This window comes from Faecalibacterium sp. DFI.5.82, from assembly GCF_029076575.1.
In the GTDB taxonomy this organism is placed as follows: Bacteria; Bacillota; Clostridia; order Oscillospirales; family Ruminococcaceae; genus Faecalibacterium; species Faecalibacterium duncaniae.
Map to the genome: position 1 here is coordinate 118,549 of NZ_JARFIS010000002.1, position 18,686 is coordinate 137,234.

General features: G+C 59.2%; 13 protein-coding genes. 6 read left to right on the forward strand and 7 right to left on the reverse strand.

The genetic code is table 11. The features are described from left to right. Positions 1 to 25: 25 nt before the first annotated feature. The 4 genes from P0G09_RS04200 to P0G09_RS04215 form a co-directional block, all read right to left on the reverse strand. Positions 26 to 1,342 carry a 2-hydroxyacyl-CoA dehydratase gene (locus P0G09_RS04200; RefSeq protein ID WP_005930465.1) on the reverse strand — a complete coding sequence of 439 codons (1,317 nt, stop codon included), beginning with the start codon at positions 1,340 to 1,342 and terminating at the stop codon, positions 26 to 28. A 16-nt stretch (positions 1,343 to 1,358) separates the two neighbouring features. Then, complete coding sequence (locus P0G09_RS04205) at positions 1,359 to 4,313, reverse strand: acyl-CoA dehydratase activase (protein WP_275252018.1); 2,955 nt, start codon at positions 4,311 to 4,313, stop codon at positions 1,359 to 1,361. A 254-nt stretch (positions 4,314 to 4,567) separates the two neighbouring features. Next, complete coding sequence (locus P0G09_RS04210) at positions 4,568 to 5,365, reverse strand: HAMP domain-containing sensor histidine kinase (RefSeq protein ID WP_275252019.1); 798 nt, start codon at positions 5,363 to 5,365, stop codon at positions 4,568 to 4,570. A gap of 20 nt (positions 5,366 to 5,385) precedes the next feature. Continuing rightward, positions 5,386 to 6,138 (reverse strand): response regulator, encoded by a 753-nt coding sequence (locus P0G09_RS04215; RefSeq protein WP_005930473.1) that lies wholly within the window; start codon positions 6,136 to 6,138, stop codon positions 5,386 to 5,388. A gap of 332 nt (positions 6,139 to 6,470) precedes the next feature. Here P0G09_RS04215 and P0G09_RS04220 point away from each other — a divergent pair, with 332 nt between their 5' ends. Further along, positions 6,471 to 9,647: an ABC transporter ATP-binding protein/permease gene (locus P0G09_RS04220; protein WP_275252020.1), complete on the forward strand. Its 3,177-nt coding sequence runs from the start codon at positions 6,471 to 6,473 to the stop codon at positions 9,645 to 9,647. Between the two features lie 121 nt (positions 9,648 to 9,768). Here P0G09_RS04220 and P0G09_RS04225 read toward each other — a convergent pair whose 3' ends face one another. Further along, the gene (locus P0G09_RS04225; protein WP_156064250.1) at positions 9,769 to 10,275 is read right to left on the reverse strand and encodes an HD domain-containing protein; all 507 of its coding nucleotides are present in this window, start codon (positions 10,273 to 10,275) and stop codon (positions 9,769 to 9,771) included. A gap of 36 nt (positions 10,276 to 10,311) precedes the next feature. Beyond that, positions 10,312 to 10,743, reverse strand: coding sequence for a hypothetical protein (locus tag P0G09_RS04230; RefSeq protein ID WP_243135931.1), 432 nt, complete (start codon positions 10,741 to 10,743; stop codon positions 10,312 to 10,314). 287 nt (positions 10,744 to 11,030) lie between these two features. On the opposite strand from P0G09_RS04230, the gene htpG reads away from it, so the two are divergent. The 5 genes from htpG (at position 11,031) to P0G09_RS04255 (ending at position 17,995) form a co-directional block, all read left to right on the forward strand. Beyond that, on the forward strand, positions 11,031 to 12,959 hold the full coding sequence (htpG, locus tag P0G09_RS04235) for a molecular chaperone HtpG (RefSeq protein WP_275252021.1): 1,929 nt from the start codon (positions 11,031 to 11,033) through the stop codon (positions 12,957 to 12,959). Between the two features lie 99 nt (positions 12,960 to 13,058). Beyond that, entirely contained in the window at positions 13,059 to 14,174 is a 1,116-nt protein-coding gene (locus P0G09_RS04240) for a 5-bromo-4-chloroindolyl phosphate hydrolysis family protein (protein ID WP_275252022.1), read from the forward strand. 139 nt (positions 14,175 to 14,313) lie between these two features. After that, positions 14,314 to 15,600 (forward strand): galactokinase family protein, encoded by a 1,287-nt coding sequence (locus P0G09_RS04245; protein ID WP_275252023.1) that lies wholly within the window; start codon positions 14,314 to 14,316, stop codon positions 15,598 to 15,600. Beyond that, on the forward strand, positions 15,597 to 17,096 hold the full coding sequence (gene galT, locus P0G09_RS04250) for a UDP-glucose--hexose-1-phosphate uridylyltransferase (RefSeq protein ID WP_275252024.1): 1,500 nt from the start codon (positions 15,597 to 15,599) through the stop codon (positions 17,094 to 17,096). Before P0G09_RS04245 ends, galT begins: the two co-directional genes overlap by 4 nt. Positions 17,097 to 17,227: 131 nt before the next feature. Next, complete coding sequence (locus P0G09_RS04255) at positions 17,228 to 17,995, forward strand: copper homeostasis protein CutC (RefSeq protein ID WP_275252025.1); 768 nt, start codon at positions 17,228 to 17,230, stop codon at positions 17,993 to 17,995. 57 nt (positions 17,996 to 18,052) lie between these two features. On the opposite strand, the gene P0G09_RS04260 is transcribed toward P0G09_RS04255, so the two are convergent. After that, positions 18,053 to 18,643: a rhomboid family intramembrane serine protease gene (locus P0G09_RS04260; RefSeq protein ID WP_005930504.1), complete on the reverse strand. Its 591-nt coding sequence runs from the start codon at positions 18,641 to 18,643 to the stop codon at positions 18,053 to 18,055. Positions 18,644 to 18,686 lie beyond the last annotated feature (43 nt).

An 18,686-nucleotide genomic window follows, 5' to 3' on the forward strand; every position in this document is an offset into this window, starting at 1 on the left:
GGGGAGTGTTGCTGTTTAGAAAGAATTATACCGTGGTCTCGACCCGGGGAGCCCCACCGGCGATTTCTTCTGCCGTCAAGGGGGCGGCCTGCGCCGGGGCGTTCAGGCGCTCCTTAGCGACTGCCAGCATCAGCTTGATGCGGTTTTCCTGGTTGACCCGGGTGGCGCTGGGGTCATAATCAATGGGGGTGATATTGGCGCTGGGATACAGGGCACGGATCTTGTTCACCATGCCCTTGCCCACGATATGGTTGGGCAGGCAGCCGAAGGGCTGGGCACAGACGATGTTGCCGTAGCCGCCCTGCACCAGCTCGATCATCTCGGCGGTCAGCAGCCAGCCCTCGCCCATCTTGGCCCCCAGCGAAATGATGCCGTGGGGCTTTTCCACCAGCTCCTTGAAGGGCCCGGGGGCATAGAACCCGGCATCGGCTGTGGCCTTGAGCATGGCACGCTCCACGCTGTCCAGCCAGTTGAGCAATTGATCCGTGCCCATCTTGACGGCCAGCTTGCCGCCGTAGAGGACATGATCCTCGCCCATATTGAAGATGCAGTACTGCACAAAGCCCATCAGGCCCGGGAAGTTCACCTCACAGTCCTGGCTCTCCAGGAACTTCTGCAGGTCGTTGTTGCCCAGGGGGCTGTATTTGACGTAGATCTCGCCGACTACGCCCACCTTGACCTTGGGCACCCGGGTCACGGGGATGGCCGCAAAATCTTTTGCAATGAGCGGGAAGGTGTGCTTCATTTCCCGGGCAGTAAAGCCCTTGCCGGCCAGCAGAACGCGGCCCAGACGCTCGACCCACAGATCGACCATCCGGTCAGCGGCACCCTTTTCGTTCTCGTAGGGGGCCACCTGATTGCGCAGGGCACAGAGCATATCGCCGTAGAAAATGCAGGCCAGCGCGCGGCGGGCCAGCGGCAGGGTCATCTGGAAGCCGCTGTCTTTTTCCAGACCGGAGAAGTTCAGGCTGGCAACGGGGATCTGGGGATAGCCCGCCTTGACCAGAGCCTTGCGGAGCAGGTGGATGTAGTTAGAAGCACGGCAGCCGCCGCCGGTCTGGGTGATGAGCAGGGCCGTATGATCCAGGTCATACTTGCCGCTGTTCAGGGCATCCAGAAACTGGCCGATGACCAGCAGGGCCGGATAGCAGGTGTCGTTGTGGACGTATTTCAGGCCCAGCTGTGCCACGGCGCTGCCGCAGTTGCCCAGGATCTCGCACTTGTAGCCGTCGTAGCGCAGGGCGTATTCCAGCAGCCGGAACTGGGTAATGGCCATGTTGGGGATGAGGATGGTGTGGGTCTGCTTCATCTCCGGGGTAAATTTAGGATAATTGTATTCCATAGGTTCCTCCTATGTATCAGGCTTCTGCCTTGGGGGCGGCCTTTTCCTCTGCCGCCTCGTCGCGCTCCTCCAGAGCGGCGAACAGGCTGCGCAGACGGATGTTGACCGCACCCAGATTGGTGATCTCATCGATCTTGAGCTGAGTGTAGAGCTTGCTGCCTGCCTGCAGGATCTCGCGGGTCTCATCGGTGGTAATGGCATCCACGCCGCAGCCAAAGGAGACCAGCTGCACCAGATCCATATCCTTCTGGGTGGTGCAGTACTTGGCCGCCGCATACAGGCGGCTGTGATAGGTCCACTGGTTCAGCACACTGGTGGGGAACTTTTCCACCCGGTTGGAGATGCTGTCCTCGGTGACAACAGCCGCGCCGTGGCGGGTGATGAGGTGGTCGATGCCATGGTTGATCTCAGGGTCAACGTGGTAGGGGCGGCCAGCCAGCACGATGATGCGCTTGCCCTGACGGCGTGCCTCATCAATGATCTCGCTGCCCTTGACCCGGATCTGGGCCATGTGGGCCTCGTGCTCGGCGTAGGCAGCATCGGCAGCGGCCTGCACTTCCTTTTCGGAAATGCCGCCGAAGTATTTGGGCAGTACTTCCTTTGCCATCTTGCGGACAAAGTCCTTGGGGCGGTGGATGCCCACATAGTCATAGATAAACTTCTGGCCCTCCAGCTCGGGGCAGTTGCCTGCCAGAACTTCAGGGTAATAGGCCACCACAGGGCAGTTATAGTGGTTGTCGCCCAGTCCTTCGTCAAAGTTGTAGGTCAGGCAGGGGTAGAAGATGGCATCCAGGTGCATCTGGCTCAGGGCCTTGATGTGGCCGTGGCTCAGCTTGGCCGGGAAGCAGGCGGTATCGCTGGGGATGGTGGCCTGACCGGCCAGATACAGTCCCCGGCTGGACACCGGGCTGGTGTGCACGGTAAAGCCCAGCCTGGTCCAGAAGGTGTACCAGAAGGGCAGCAGCTCGTACATATTCAGGCAGAGCGGAATGCCAATGGAACCGCGCTTGCCGGGCACAGGCTTGTAACCGGCCAGCAGCTGCTGCTTGTAGGCGTACAGATTCAGGCTGTCGTCCTCGCTCTTACCGGTCACGGGCTTATCGCAGCGGTTGCCGGAGATGAACTTGCGGCCATCGGCAAAGGTGTTGATGGTGAGCTGGCAGTGGTTGCCACAGCCGCCGCACTTGACACTGACCACCTTCTGGTCGAAGGCTTCCAGCTCGGCCAGATTCATCATCCTGGAAGTTTTCTGATGGTTCTTATGGCTCTGGCGCAGGCCGAACAGGGCCGCACCGTAGGCACCCATCAGGCCCGCGATGTCGGGGCGGATGACCTCCACGCCCATCTCTTTTTCAAAGGCGCGGAGAACAGCTTCATTGTAGAAAGTACCGCCCTGCACCACGATCCTGCGGCCCAGCTCCTCAGGGCTGGATGCGCGGATAACCTTATACAGCGCGTTCTTGACCACACTGATGGACAGACCGGCGGAAATGTTCTCGATGGAAGCGCCGTCCTTCTGGGCCTGCTTGACCGAGCTGTTCATAAACACGGTGCAGCGGCTGCCCAGATCCACGGGGCGGTCTGCGAACAGGCCGAGAGCGGCGAACTTCTTGACATCATAGCCCAATGCCTGAGCAAAGGTCTGCAAAAAGCTGCCGCAGCCGGAGGAGCAGGCCTCGTTCAGGAAGATGTTGCTGATGGCACCATCCTCGATCTTGAAGCACTTCATGTCCTGACCGCCGATATCGATGATGAAATCTACATCGGGCATAAAGTATTTGGCGGCGGTAAAATGAGCCACCGTTTCCACCAGACCATAATCACAGCGGAAGGCGTTCTTGACCAGCTCCTCACCGTAGCCGGTGGTGGTCACGCTGGCCACATGCAGGCCGGGGTGTTCCCGGTAGATCTTGATCAGCTGTTCCCGGATCAGGGGCAGCGGATTGCCAAGGTTGGGCTGGTAATTGGTGTACAGGATCTGGCTCTTCTCGTCCACCACCACCAGCTTGACGGTGGTGGAGCCGGAGTCGATGCCGATATGCACCGGGCCACACTGGGCGCTGAAAGGCACATGAGGCACGCTGTGGGACATGTGCCGGGCATGGAATTCCTCGTACTCCTGCTTGTTGGCAAAGAGCGGAGGCTCACTGGCATAAGTAGCGGTGGCGGCGTACTGGTCCAGCGCGTCGGCCACTGCGGAGAGTTCGAACTCCTTATCCGCATAGAGGGCGGCACCCAGCGCCACATAGAGCAGGCTGTTCTCGGGGCAGGTGCCGGTGACCCCCAGCGCCTCATCAAAGCTCTTGCGCAGCACGCTGCTGAAGGTCAGCGGCCCGCCCAGATACAGGATATTGCCCTTGATGGGGCGGCCCTGTGCCAGACCGGCAATGGTCTGGTTGACCACCGCCTTGTAGATGCTGGCGGCGATATCCTCCGTGCGCGCGCCTTGATTGATGAGGGGCTGCACGTCACTTTTGGCAAACACGCCGCAGCGGGACGCGATGGTATAGGTGCGCTCGGCCTTTTCCGCGGCCTTGTTCATCTCGTCGGCACTCATCTTCAGCAGGGTGGCCATCTGGTCAATAAAGGCACCGGTGCCGCCGGCACAGCTGCCGTTCATGCGGACCTCGGTGCCGTTGGTCAGGAACAGGATCTTTGCGTCCTCGCCGCCCAGCTCGATCACACAGTCGGTGGCGGGCACAAACCGCTTGACTGCCACACGGGTGGAGAACACCTCCTGCACAAAGGGCACACCGCAGCTGTCGGCCAGACCCATACCAGCAGAACCGGAGATGCTCAGCAGAGCCTTGTTTCCGTGCAGGTGCTCTGCATCAATGCGGCGCAGCAACTCCTGCGCCTTTTCCAGAATATGGCTGTAATGACGCTCGTATGTTGAATAAATCAGCGCATCATGTTCGTCCAGCACCGCGCACTTGATGGTGGTGCTTCCGATGTCAAGACCTACTCTCACTTGCTTTTCCTCCTGAGGAACAATATAAAAATACAGTTGTATTATACTCAAAAACCGGGATACAATCAATCCAGTCACCATATTTTACACGCAAAAAATAGTATTTTCCGCTCAAAAAGTTAAACATTTTGTTAAATTCACGAATACAGCCCCCCTGTTTTTCTACATTCCGGTTAAGATTCTTTACTCAGAGTGATTTTTACACAAAAACGCCCTGCCCCGGAAAAGCCCGGAGCAGGGCGCTGAATATCATATCATTCCATTTTATCGGACAGCAGGGCAAGCTCCCGCAGGATCTGCCAGCGCAGGCCGTCGGCAGTGGTGAGCGCCGGATGGATGGTGTGCAGTTCCACGCTGCCCTCAATGGGAAACATCGTTCCGGCCAGCGGGATGCGCACCTCCGCCCGGGTGCCGCTTCCGGCACCGCGCGGCGTGAGGGAAAGCACCCACCCCATGTGGGCGCAGTAGCGGCGGCAGAGCAGCAGCCCTGCCTGCACACCGCCCAGGAAGCGGCGGCGGTTCTCCATCCAGTTTTCACCGGTGGGCAGGCCGCAGCCATCGTCCTCCACGATCAAGTACAGATCCTCGTCGTCCCGGGTGAGCCGGATCTTGATCTGCCCGCCGGGGCTTACGGCCCGCAGGGCGTTGGAAAGCAGATGAAACAGCAGCTGCTCGGCCTCCTGAGCATCCGCCTTGACATAGCAGCGCCGGAACGGGCTGTGATCCACGATCAGTCGGATGCCCAGCTGCTTCTCGATCTCCGGGGCTATCTGGGCGGCCTCCATCAGGATCCAGCACAGGTCTACCGGCTTCATGGGCGGCTTGTCGTTCATCTCCACTTCCAGCAGGCCCATCATCTCCCGCAGGGTGCGCTCCAGGCGGATGCTCTCCTGCCCCATATCCTCCAGCGCCTGCCGGGTCCTTTCGTCTCCGGTCCGGGCCAGATGCATCTGCAGGTATTCCCGGTTCTGGTCCATGATGCGCAGGGAGTGCAGCAGCACGCTCTCAAATTGTTTGCGGGGGAAATCCCCCATCCCGCTCTCTTTTGCCATTCCGTTCTCTCTCTTTTTTCTCATCGTCCGGCCTTCCGTCCCTGCGTTCCGCTGTCGATCAATTTCTGGCGGCCCGCATAGATCAGCTTGCCCAGGGTAACGCTATGCCCCATCAGGCCGTAATCCTGCTTGAATTTCTGCCAGGCTTCGGTGTTGTATTTTTCCACCCCGTCGATCAGGCGGCGCATCCCGCAGTCCACAGCGGCCACCGTGGTGTGGTGTTCCTCGGCCACAGTCTGCAGGATCTCCTTGCGCACGGCCAGCTTCCGCTCCGTGCCGCATACGACCTGCAGCGCGGTGGTCAGATATTCACAGTTCACATCCGGCTGCTGGATGCCCCACTCCGCATAAAGCTGCTTGCAGAACGGCAGCACCCAGAAGATGCCGATGTCCGTGGAGCTGCGCAGATCCAGCAGCAGATCCAGCAGGCTGCTGCGCTCCGGCAGGTACTGCCTGCCGTCCGGCCGCAGGAACGATGCCGTGGCATCGCTGTACCAGTCATCCCCCTGCAACAGCAGCAGCGGGCGGTTATGCAGGCTGTTGAGCCGCTTGAGGAACTCATACCCATCCATATCCTCCAGCTGGCTCGAAAGCACCACGATATCCACACTGCGCTGCTGGCGCAGCTCCCGCAGCAGCTCCTCGCCGCTGTGGAAACAGACACAGCAGATCGCAGGATTCTGCTCCTCCAGATAATTCTTCCGGACGCGGATCTCCCGCTCGTCGTAGCTCAAAAGCGCGACATGCAGCTTTGAAACGAGTCGTTCCGTCAATCCAACCTTCCCCTTTGCCTTAAATTTGCCGCACTTTTCTTCCGTGCGTACTGTACGATACTATTTTATAAGGCCCTGCGGAAAGATTCAATCCCCGAAAAAACGTCACTATGCGTCGAACCGTGCAGGAATAGATGTTTTTTGCGTCTTGATTTCTGGCAATTTACGTCATAAAGTGTCGATTTTTGTTTCTTTCACCTTCTTCAGCATAACACCATCTTTCCAGAAAAGCAACGGTTTGTTCACATTCATCTGATACCATATCTACGTTATTTTGTTTTTTGTCCGGCATTTCCCACACGCCGCCGGGCACGCATAAGAAAGGCCTGCCTATGCTACAACTGAAAAAGATCCGCAAGGAATACAAAACCGGTGACCTTGTACAGACCGCACTGAATGATGTCAGCCTGAACCTGCGCGACAGCGAATTCGTCGCCATCCTGGGCCCCTCCGGCTCCGGTAAGACCACCCTGCTGAACATCATCGGCGGCCTGGATCGGTACGACAGCGGTGACCTTGTCATCAACGGGATCTCCACCAAAAAGTACACCGACCGCGATTGGGACTCCTACCGCAACCACACCATCGGCTTTGTGTTCCAGAGCTACAACCTGATCCCCCATCAGACTGTTCTGGCCAACGTGGAGCTGGCCCTGACCATTTCCGGCATCTCGGGCGCAGAGCGCAAGCGCCGCGCCACCGAGGCGCTGCAGAAGGTGGGGCTGGGCAATCAGCTGCACAAGCACCCCAGCGAGATGTCCGGCGGCCAGATGCAGCGCGTTGCCATTGCCCGTGCGCTGGTCAACAACCCGGACATCCTGCTGGCGGACGAACCCACCGGCGCGCTGGACAGCGAGACCAGCATCCAGGTCATGGAGCTGCTCAAGGAGGTGGCAAAGGACCGGCTGGTGGTCATGGTCACCCACAACCCGGAGCTGGCCCAACAGTACGCCACCCGCATCGTGAACCTGAAGGATGGTGTCATCCGCTCCGACACCGCCCCCTACAAACCTGACACCGCTCAGCTTGCCCCTGCCGTTCACAAGAACATGGGCCACTCCTCCATGTCGTGGTGGACCTCGCTGACCCTGAGCTTCAACAACCTCTGGACCAAAAAGACCCGCACCCTGCTCACGGCCTTTGCCGGCTCTATCGGCATCATCGGCATTGCGCTGATCATCTCCCTGTCCACCGGTGTCAACCAGTATATCGCTGATATGGAGCGGGACACCCTTTCCGAGTACCCGGTGCAGATCCTGCGCAGCGGCATGGATCTGACCAGCCTGCTGTCCGCCGACCTGCCCGGCCAGCCCGCCGCCCCCGACCTCGGCGAAGGGATGGTGCCGGTGCGCCAGCTCGTGACCCAGATGGTTTCCGGCATCACCTCCAACGACCTGAAGAGCCTGAAAGCCTACCTCGAGAGCGATGCCTGCAGCATCGGGGAGAGCGTTTCCTCGGTGGAGTATTCCTATAATGTCCAGCCTCAGATCTACCGCCAGGACCCGGACGGCAGCATCCGGCAGGTGAACCCAGATTCCTCCCTTTCCGCTCTGGGCATCAGCTCCACCAGCTCGACCAACAACATGATGGCCAGCATGATGAACACCAGCGTGTTCTACCAGCTGCCCGCCAGCGATGCCCTGTATCATTCCCAGTACGAGGTCAAGGCAGGCCGCTGGCCCGAAAACTACAATGAGTGCGTTGCCGTGCTGGGTGCGGATGGTTCCATCACCGATTATGCCCTCTACGCGCTGGGCCTGCGGGACAACGCCGAGCTGGACAAGATGATCCAGCAGTTCGCCCAGAACCAGAATGTGGATGTGCCCGAAGATTTCAAGACCTACCGGTACAGCGATTTTCTGGGCCGCACCTTCAAGCTGGTCAACGCGGCCGACCGCTACCAGTACGATGATGCCCACAGCACCTGGGTGGATAAATCGGACGACAAGGCCTTCCTGCAGGAGCTTGTGGCCAACAGCGAGACCATGACCATCGTGGGCGTGGTGCAGCCCAGGGAGAACGCCTCCGCCGCCATGCTGTCCTCCGGCATCGCCTATCCCGCCTCCCTGACCCGGCACGTCATGGACACCGCCGCCCAGAGCAGGCTGGTGCAGGACCAGCTCGCCGACCCGCAGACCAATGTGCTGAACGGTGAGCCCTTTGGAGCCGAGCAGACCACTGCCGTGGACATGGCTTCCCTCTTCTCCATTGACACCGACCAGCTCGAGAGCGCCTTCCAGTTCGACCCCGGAAAGCTGGATCTTGACCTGAGCGGCGCGTTCGACCTGAGTGACGGTTCCGTAGATTTTTCCTCCCTCATTGACCCGGACAGCTTCCAATTTGATCTGGCCGAAACGCCCGGCATCGACATGAGCGCCCTGACGGACGTGTTCGCCAACATGGACATTTCCATCCCCGCCGACAAAATGCAGCAGCTGGCCCAGAAGGTGATGACCGGCTACAAGGATTACATCATCGGCAACGGCATTCTGGGGCTGGACAAGATCGGTTTTGACCAGTATCTTGCCAGTGACCAGTTCCAGCAGCTGATGAAGGATTCCATGGGCAGCCTCATCGATACCGCTGCCCTGCAGGAGCAGTTTACTGCCGCCATGCAGCAGGTCATGGGCAGCGTGATGTCAAACTTCTCAGAACAGATCGCCGCCGAATTACAGACCCAGCTGGGCACTGCCATGGAGCAGGCCATGGGCCAGATCAGCACGAACCTGCAGAGCCAGATGACCGAGCGCTTCTCCTCTCTGGGCAGCCAGATGGAAAGTGCGCTGAAGATCGACGCAGATGCGTTCCGGAATGCCATCCGGTTCAACATGACCGAGGACGATCTGGCGGAGCTGATGAAGTCGAAAATGATGTCCACCAGCGCCACCTATGAAAGCAACCTGCAGACCTTTGGTTATGCCAGCGAGGACGACCCCAGCCAGATCAACATCTATCCGCTGGACTTCGAGCAAAAGGCGAAGGTCCTCAATGTGCTGGACAGCTACAATGCCGCCATGCGTGAGCAGGGCGCGGAAGACAAGGTGATCCAGTACACCGATGTAGTGGGCACCCTGATGACCTCCGTGACCAGGATCATCAACATGATCTCCAACATGCTGGTGGCCTTTGTCTCCATCTCGCTGGTGGTCTCCTCCATTATGATCGGCATCATCACCTATATCAGCGTGCTGGAGCGCCGCAAGGAGATCGGCATCCTGCGTGCCATCGGTGCTTCCAAGCGGAACATCTCCGAGGTGTTCAACGCCGAGACCTTCATCATCGGCCTGTGCTCGGGCCTCATGGGCATCGGCCTCAGCAGACTGCTGCTCATTCCGGGCAACATGCTCATCCAGAAGATCGCCGTCGGCACCAGCGTAGTGGCCGTTCTGCCCTGGAAGGCCGCTGTGGTGCTGGTTGCATTGGCAACTGTGCTGACCATTCTGGGCGGCTTCATCCCCGCCAAAACCGCTTCCCGCTCTGACCCTGTCAAGGCTCTGAGAGCAGAATAAGATCACTTTTTCAAAGAGGCTGTTGCACAAGCCCCAGCAAAAAAGACCAGAGTTGTTTCGCCAAAAGGCGTTACAACTCTGGTCTTTTGCGTTCTTTCATGTGAACAGTGCGGCGGCTTCTTTACCACTCTTCTTCGTCAGCGCCCACCCTTGTGCGGCGGAACATGCTCTCCACAATGGCGCAGTATTTATCCGCCAGACAGACGATGACCGCCTCCCGGCAGGTCGGGATATGGCGGAAGGTCAGGGGCCACATGTGGCTGGCAATGATGTTCTGCTCCTTTTTGGTAATGCCGAACACCCGCTGTGCGTTCACACAGGCAGACCCCGGGTGGGAAAAGCCGTGCATCTCAAACAGATGCCGCAGGCCGTGGAAAGAGCCCTGCTTGTGCCAGTCATAGAGATAGAAATCGTGGAGGAAAGCCCCCACGGCCAGCGTGGTCTCATCGGCTCCCAGATGGAAGCGGTGGTTGATCCAGCAGCTGACCACGACCACATTCTTGCAGTGCTGGTAGGTGGTCACATCACCGTGCTGGATAAACTCACGCATTTCCTGCACCTTGGGGTGATGGTCGTACTGTTCCAGAATAGCGGACAGGCGCTCCCGTTCCGTTTGTGAAAGCTGCATGGAAAATTCCCTTTCTTTTTGTCAGAAACGCTCAGCTCAGCTCCGCAGCTGAACCGGGTTGGAGCTGCCAAAGTTCTCAGCGGCCGAAGGAGTTTCGCGGGTCAGGCTCAGGTCCACCAGATACTGCTTGCCGTCGCCCAGTGCTTCCAGCTCGGCCAGCTTGGCCTCGGCAGAAGCCTTGTCCGGGTACCACTGGATGAGGAAGAAGTTTTCCTCCTCCACGCCGTAATACAGCCACTGGCCGTCCGCCCGCAGCAGGTCGTCCAGATGGTCCACCTCGTCGCCGTCGGTCAGGCCCAGGCCTTCCTCGGCGTAGACATTTTCAGGTTCCACCTGCAGCACCTCGATGACCTGAATGGCGCTCTGTAAGTATTCATCCTGCGAAATGCTCTTGTCCGAGCGTTCCCAGCCCGTCAGGAATGCCTGCATCAGCAGGTTCTTCACGGAGATCTCCGGCTTCATTGCCATAACATATTCCTCTTTCCTCGTTTGTTTCCGCTGACCAGTATACGCTAAAAATTGTGAAAGGTCAACTATTTCTTTATGAATTTTTTGTAGCAACGCACAAAAGGCATTTTGTTCCAGTTCATTTCTGAACTTTTTATGAAACCCCTTGATTTTTGACCCGCATCGGTGTATATTAGCACTCGAAAGATATGAGTGCTAAGAAGATGCAGCATCGGCTGCTTCTTTTGCATTGCCGCTCCTTTTGCAAGGGGCCGGATCTGAATACTGTACAAAAGAGGTTTTGTATTATGGCGAAGAAAGAATTTCAGGCTGAAAGCAAAAAGCTGATGGACATGATGATCAACTCCATCTACACCAACAAGGAGATCTTCCTCCGTGAGCTGATCTCCAACGCTTCGGATGCCATCGACAAACTTTATTATAAGAGCCTGACCGATCCCTCCGTGGGCATGAACAAGGGCGATTTCCGCATCCTGCTCACCCGCGATAAGGACAATCGCCTGCTGACTGTCTCCGATAACGGCATCGGCATGACCAAAGAAGAGCTGGAGCAGAACCTGGGCACCATCGCCCACTCCGGTTCTCTGGACTTCAAGAAGGACAATAAGGACGAGAACATCGACATCATCGGTCAGTTCGGCGTGGGCTTCTACTCCGCCTTCATGGTCGCCGACAAGGTCACCGTCATCTCCAAGGCATACGGTGCGGATGAGGCTTGGCAGTGGGAGTCCAGCGGTGCTGACGGCTACGAGCTGACCCCCGCTGAGAAGGAAACCGCCGGTACCGACATCATCCTGCACATCAAGGACAGCACCGATACCGACAATTACGAGAACTTCCTCGATGAATACGGCATCGTGGCCATCGTCAAAAAGTACAGCGACTATGTGCGCTATCCCATCCAGATGGAGCGGGAGAAGAGCCGCCAGAAACCCGAACCCGATCCCAAGCCCGAGGACTACAAGCCGGAGTGGGAGACCTACACCGAACTTGAAACCCTGAACAGCATGGTGCCCATCTGGAAGAAGCAGAAGAGCGAGGTCACCGATGAGGAATACGCCAGCTTCTACAAGGATAAATTCAACGATTATTCTGACCCCGCCCGCGTCATCGTGAGCCGCACCGAGGGCACCGCCAACTACAACGCCCTGCTGTTCGTGCCCAGCCACCGCCCCTATGATTTCTACACCAAGGAGTATGAGAAGGGTCTGGCTCTGTACGCATCCGGCGTGCTCATTATGGAAAAGTGCGCAGACCTGCTGCCCGATTACTTCAGCTTCGTCAAGGGCATTGTGGACAGCCAGGATCTGAGCCTGAACATCAGCCGCGAGATGCTGCAGAAGGACAACCAGCTCAAGCTGATCCACAATGCACTGGAAAAGAAGATCAAGAACGAGCTGCACTCCATGCTGGTCAACGACCGCGAAAAGTACGAGGCATTCTGGAAGGAGTTCGGCCGCCAGATCAAGTTCGGCGCTTACTCTGATTACGGGATGCACGCTGAGCTGCTGCGCGACCTGCTGCTGTTCTGGTCTGCCAAGGAGCAGAAGATGGTCACCCTGCAGGAGTATGTGGACAAGATGCCTGCCGAGCAGAAGTTCATCTACTTTGCCGCCGGTGACTCCACTGACCGTCTGGCCAAGCTCCCCGCCGCCGAGCTGGTTCTGGACAAGGGCTATGATGTCCTGCTGCTGACCGAGGACGTGGATGAGTTCTGCCTGCAGATCATGCGCAGCTACCCCCGCAAGGATGCCGAGGGCAAGGACGGCACCGTGGAGTTCAAGAACGTCAACAGCGGCGATCTGGGCCTTGAGACCGAGGACGAGAAAAAGGCCGCTGAAGATGCCACCGCCGAGAACAAGCCCCTGTTCGATGCCATGAAGGACGCTCTGGACGGCAAGGTCAAGGAGGTCAAGGTCTCCACCCGCCTGAAGGATCACCCTGTCTGCCTGAGCGCCGACGGCCCCCTGTCCATCGAGATGGAGAAGGTGCTCTCCAAGCAGCCCGGCAGCGAGGGCGTGAAGAGCGACAAGGTGCTGGAACTGAACATCAGCCACCCCGTGTTCGCCGTGCTGAAGGCCGCACAGGAGGCCGGTGATACCGACAAGGTCAAGAAATACAGCAGCCTGCTCTATGCACAGGCACAGCTGATCGAGGGCCTGCCCGTGGATGATCCCGCCGCTTACGCCGAGGCCGTTTGCAGCCTGATGAAGTAATTTCCTTTCCCACAAATAAATTACCCCCTTAACAAAAGGGCCGTGCTCCGCTATAATAAAGTGGAACACGGCTTTTTTGTTTTAGGAGGATTCTGCCCCATGGAGCCCAGACGCAGCAAACATTTTCTTGCCCACATCCCAACCATCGCGTTACTGGTGTTGTTCGCCATGTCGCCGTGGCTGGGCATCCTGTTCTTCATCCTGCGTGCCATTGACCGGGATGCCGAAAAAAAGGAGCAGGAGAACGCGGAATATTCCAGCGATTTCCGCCCCCAGGACACCGGTGCCGGTCAGCCGGCCCGGGACACTGAGCCGGTCTACGGCCACGATGTGCCCACTGCCGAGCAGCAGAACGCCAAAAAGTGGCACAAGACCCTGACCAGCCTCTGCACAGTGTTCGGCGGCATCTTTCTGGGGGTGGGCCTTGCAGGCCTTGCCGATATCATTGACATGTGGGGCTACTGGTTCGACTGGGGCGAGTTTCTGACCGCGCTGGCCCAGACCATTGGCGGCGGCGCTGCGCTGGCTATGGTCCTGCGGATGAAACAGGCCCGCCATCTGGAGCGCCAGCTGGACAAGATCGTTGGGACCCGGGATAATATCCCGCTGGACGAACTCTTTGCAGCCGCGGGCATTGATGCCGACAGGGGCCGCGCCGCCGTGGAGCGCGCCATCGACCACGGCTATTTCGGGGCCGATGCCTATATCGACAACCGCACCGGCACGCTGGTGGTGCGGGGCGCTGCGCCCCAGCCGCCCAGACCCGCCGAGCCCGCACCCGCACCGGCTCCCGAGGATCAGTATGCCGCCCTGCAGCGCCAGCTCCGGCAGGCCAACGATGCCATCCCCGACCTGGTGATGACGGCCAAGATCTCCCGGCTGGAGGATGTCAGCGCCCGCATCTTCGCACTGGCAAAAAAGGACCCGGACAAAAAAGCCCAGCTGCAGAAATTTATGGATTACTACCTGCCCACCGCGCTGAAGCTGCTGAACACCTACGCCCAGCTTTCGGCACAGGATGTGCAGGGCACCAACATCACTGAGGCAAAGCAGAGCATTGAGCGGAGCATGGATCTGCTCATCACCGCCTTTGAAAACCAGCTGGACAAGCTGTTTGCCTCCGATGCGCTGGATGTTTCCACCGACATTGCCGCGCTGGAAGGGATGCTGAACCTCGACGGGCTCACCGGCGGCGATTTCGCGCCCCGGAGCTGACTGCCGGAACTGCGTTGACCTTTCATCCAGATGCAACAATAATACATGGTCTTTTCTCGACAGAACCGATATTATAGAATCAGAAGAACGGGCCCTGGCCCTTTGAAGAATCATTCACCTATACGAGGAGGAACGCGCCATGATGAAGCCTATTTCTGTCTGGAAGCAGGAGCTGGCGGGCGGCACCCATACCGCCCGGCTGGCCTCCCTCTACTGCTGTTCGCCGGAGCAGACCGCTGCCCACGCCGCACGCTATGCGGCAGTGCTGGACGGGCTGGAAGCTACCTTTGGTGCCCACACCGAGGCCGGACTGTACAGCGCCCCGGGCCGCACCGAGATCGGCGGCAACCACACCGACCACCAGCATGGCCGGGTGCTGGCCGGCAGCGTGAACATTGACATGATCGCTGCTGCTGCCCCCAACGGCCTGAACCAGCTGCGTGTGCAGAGCGAGGGCTATGACCTCTGTGTCATCGACCTTGGCGACCTTGCTGCCCGCAAGGAGGAAGAGAACACCACCATGGCCCTGCTGCGGGGCGAGTGTGAGGCCTTCAAGGAGCATGGCGCTGCCCTCTCCGGCCTGGACGTATATATCTCCTCCAACGTGCCCAAGGGCAGCGGCGTTTCGTCCTCTGCCGCCTTTGAGGTGCTGATCGGTGTCATCCTGAACGACCGCTTCATGGCCGAAAAGGTCTCCCCCATCGCCATTGCGCAGATCGGCCAGTGGGCAGAGAACGTCTACTTTGGCAAGCCCTGCGGCCTGATGGATCAGATGGCCTCCAGCGTGGGCAACATTATCACCATCGACTTTGCCGATCCTGCCCACCCCGATGTGGAGCCGGTGCAGGTGGATTTCTCTCAGGCAGGCCTTGCCCTCTGCATCCTGGATTCCGGTGCAGACCACGCCGACCTGACCGATGAGTACGCCGCCATCCCCAACGAGTGCCGCGCCGTGGCCGCTGTCTGCGGCGGCGAAGTCCTGCGGGATGTGCCCTTTGAGACCTTTATTGCAAATCTGCCCGCATGCCGCAAACAGTGCGGTGACCGGGCTGTGCTCCGGGCTTTCCACATCTACGCCGACAACCAGCGCGTTGCCCGGCAGGTAAACGCCCTGCGCGCCGGTGATTTTGTGACCTTCCTGCAGCTGGTCAACGAATCCGGCACCAGCAGCTGGGAATACCTGCAGAACGTCATCCCCGCCGGGTACAAGGAGCATCAGGAAGTGGCTGTGACCATTGCCGCCGCAAAGCATTTTCTGAACGGCGCGGGCGCTGTCCGCGTTCACGGCGGTGGCTTTGCCGGCACCGTGCAGGCCTTTGTGCCGCTGGAGAAGCTAGATGCCTTCAAGGCTGAGATGGAGACCATTCTGGGCGCAGGCAAGTGCCACATCCTCTCCATCCGTCCGGAAGGAGGTGCCGTGCTGTGATCTCTACTGCCATTCAACAGCTCGTCAACTATGGGCTGGACACCGGGCTCATCCTGCCCGATGACGAGATCTATATCCGCAATCAGCTGCTGATGACCATGCAGCTGGACAGCTTTGCCGAGCCCGAGGGAGATGTCTGCTACACCGACCTCGAGAGCATCCTGAAAACGCTGGTGGACGATGCCGTGGCCCGGGGCGTGTGCGAGGACAATTCCACCGCCCGCGACCTGTTTGACACCAAGCTGATGGGCGTGCTGACCCCGCGCCCCTCTATTGTCCGCGCCAACTTTGAGGAGCGGTACGAAAGCGAGGGTCCCCAGGCCGCCACCGACTGGTTCTATGAATTCAGCCAGGATACCGATTACATCCGCCGCTACCGCATCAAGCGGGACGTGAAGTGGGTCACCAAGACCCTCTACGGCGATCTGGATATCACCATCAACCTCTCGAAGCCCGAAAAGGACCCCAAGGCCATTGCCGCCGCCAAGCTGGCCCCCCAGAGCGCCTACCCCAAGTGCCAGCTCTGCGTGGAGAACGAGGGCTATGCAGGCCGGATGAACCATCCCGCCCGCGAAAACCACCGCATCATCCCGCTGACCATCAACGGCAGCGCATGGAATCTGCAGTACAGCCCCTATGTCTACTACAACGAGCACTGCATCGTGTTCAACAGCCAGCACACCCCCATGAAGATCGAGCGGGCCACCTTCCGCAAGCTGCTGGACTTCGTGGGCCTGTTCCCCCACTATTTCGTGGGCAGCAATGCAGACCTGCCCATTGTGGGCGGCAGCATCCTGAGCCACGACCACTTCCAGGGCGGTCACTATGAGTTCGCCATGGCCAAGGCTCCCATCGAGAAGAGCTGGGTGTTCCCCGGCTTTGAGGATGTGGAAGCCGGCATCGTCCACTGGCCCATGAGCTGCATCCGCCTGACCTGTGCGGATGACGAGCGTCTGGTGGAGCTGGCCGACAAGATCCTGACCGCATGGCGCGGCTATACCGATGAGGCAAGCTTCATCTTTGCCGAGACGGACGGCGAGCCCCACAACACCATCACCCCCATTGCCCGGGTGCGGGATGGCAGATATCAGCTGGATCTGGTCCTGCGCAACAACATCACCACCCCAGAGCACCCGCTGGGGGTCTACCATCCCCACGCAAAGCTCCATCACATCAAAAAGGAGAACATCGGCCTGATCGAGGTCATGGGTCTGGCAGTCCTTCCCAGCCGCCTGAAGCAGGAGTTGTTCGATCTGGCAGATATGCTGGTGGCCCGGGTGCCTGCCGAGCAGTACCCCGAAGCCCTGCAGAAGCACGCCGCATGGGCACAGGAGATCCTGGCCCGCCATCCTGAGCTGAACAGCGACAGCGTCCACCTGATCCTGCAGGATGAGGTAGGCCAGGTGTTCGCGCAGGTGCTGGCAGATGCCGGTGTCTACAAGCTGGATGAAGCTGGCCGCGCCGGTTTCGTGCGGTTCCTCGAAAGTGTAAAGTAATGGATTAAACCTCTCAGTCACGCTTCGCGTGCCAGCTCCCCTAGTAGGGGAGCCCTTGGCAGAATGGTTTAAGTTTATCAAGGCAACGAAAGGCCCGTCAGTAGAGATGCTGACGGGCCTTGGAGGTATTTATGACTTACACATTGGAAGTTTGTGTAGACAGTGTCGCAAGCGCCCTTGCGGCAAAGCGGGGCGGGGCCGACCGGCTGGAGCTGTGCGCCGACCTGATCATTGGCGGCACCACACCCAGCCTTGCGCTGGTGCGGCAGGTCAAGGCCGAGACCGGCCTGCCGGTGCGTGCCCTGCTGCGGCCCCGGTTCGGTGATTTCTGCTACGACCGCTATGAGCTTGCCCAGATGGCCGAGACCGCCGCCGCGCTGGTGCAGGCGGGTGCGGACGGCATTGTGACCGGTGTGCTGACCCCGGAGGGGGAGCTGGACGTGGACGCACTACGCCCCATCTACGCGGCCGTCCGGGCCGCTGCAAAGGCCGCTGGCCGTCCGGTCGTCTGCACCCTGCACCGTGCCTTTGATGTCTGCAAAGACCCCTTTGCGGCGCTGGAAGCGGCCAAAGCGCTGAACCTTGGCACCATCCTGACCAGCGGGCAGGCCGCCAGCGCCCCGGTAGGCGCTTCCCTGCTCCGTCGGCTGGTGGAGGCCGCCGGGCCTGACCTTGAGATCCTGGTGGGTGCGGGCGTGACCCCGGCCAATCTTCCGGCTCTGGCAGCTGAGACAGGCGCGCACGCCTTCCACATGTCCGGCAAGCAGGTGCTGGACAGCCGGATGACCTTCCGGCGGGAAGGTGTTCCCATGGGCCTGCCTGGCTTCTCCGAGTTTGAGGTCTGGCAGACCAGCGAGGAGACCATCCGTGCCGCGCGGCGGGTCCTGAACGAATTATAATCATCCATAAAACGACCCCGGAAAGCGTGAGAACAGCTTTCCGGGGTCGTTTGTTGATCATCGCTTTTTTCTGGCAGCCGGTCTCCTGCGTTTCCGGGGCAGCATGGCATACACATACCCAAAGGCTGTGCCGCACACACCGCCCACAATGTGCATGAAGTTCGCCACATTATCGTGCGCAAAGATGATATCATACACCTGCTGGCCCAGATACAGTGCCGCCACCAGCAGCATGGTCACCGGGATGCCGCCGGAGAAGCCCGACAGCGATGCCAGCATGATGAGCATGAACACGATGCCCGAAGCCCCCAGCAGGGCGGTATGGGGGAAGAGCACACACTGCAGAACACCCGAGATGAGCGCCGTGAGCAGGATGCCCTTGAGCAGGGGACCGCTGCCGTATTTTTCTTCCATCGGCGGGCCGATGACCAGCAGCAGAAGCATATTGTTCAGGAAATGATCCCAGCTGGCATGGCCCAGCACATGGCCGAAGAGCCGGATGTAAAACAGTGGATCTTTCAGAGAACCGCGATAGACGCAGAACAGGTGCTTTGTGGTCCAGCCGCCTGTCCACTGCCCCAGGAACAAAGCCCCCAGGGAGAGCAGAAAAAAGGTCAGGATCACCGGCGAATTGTATTGCAGCTGCAATGTAAGCTTGGGACGTTTCGTAAGCGTTTCATCCTTTCAGCGC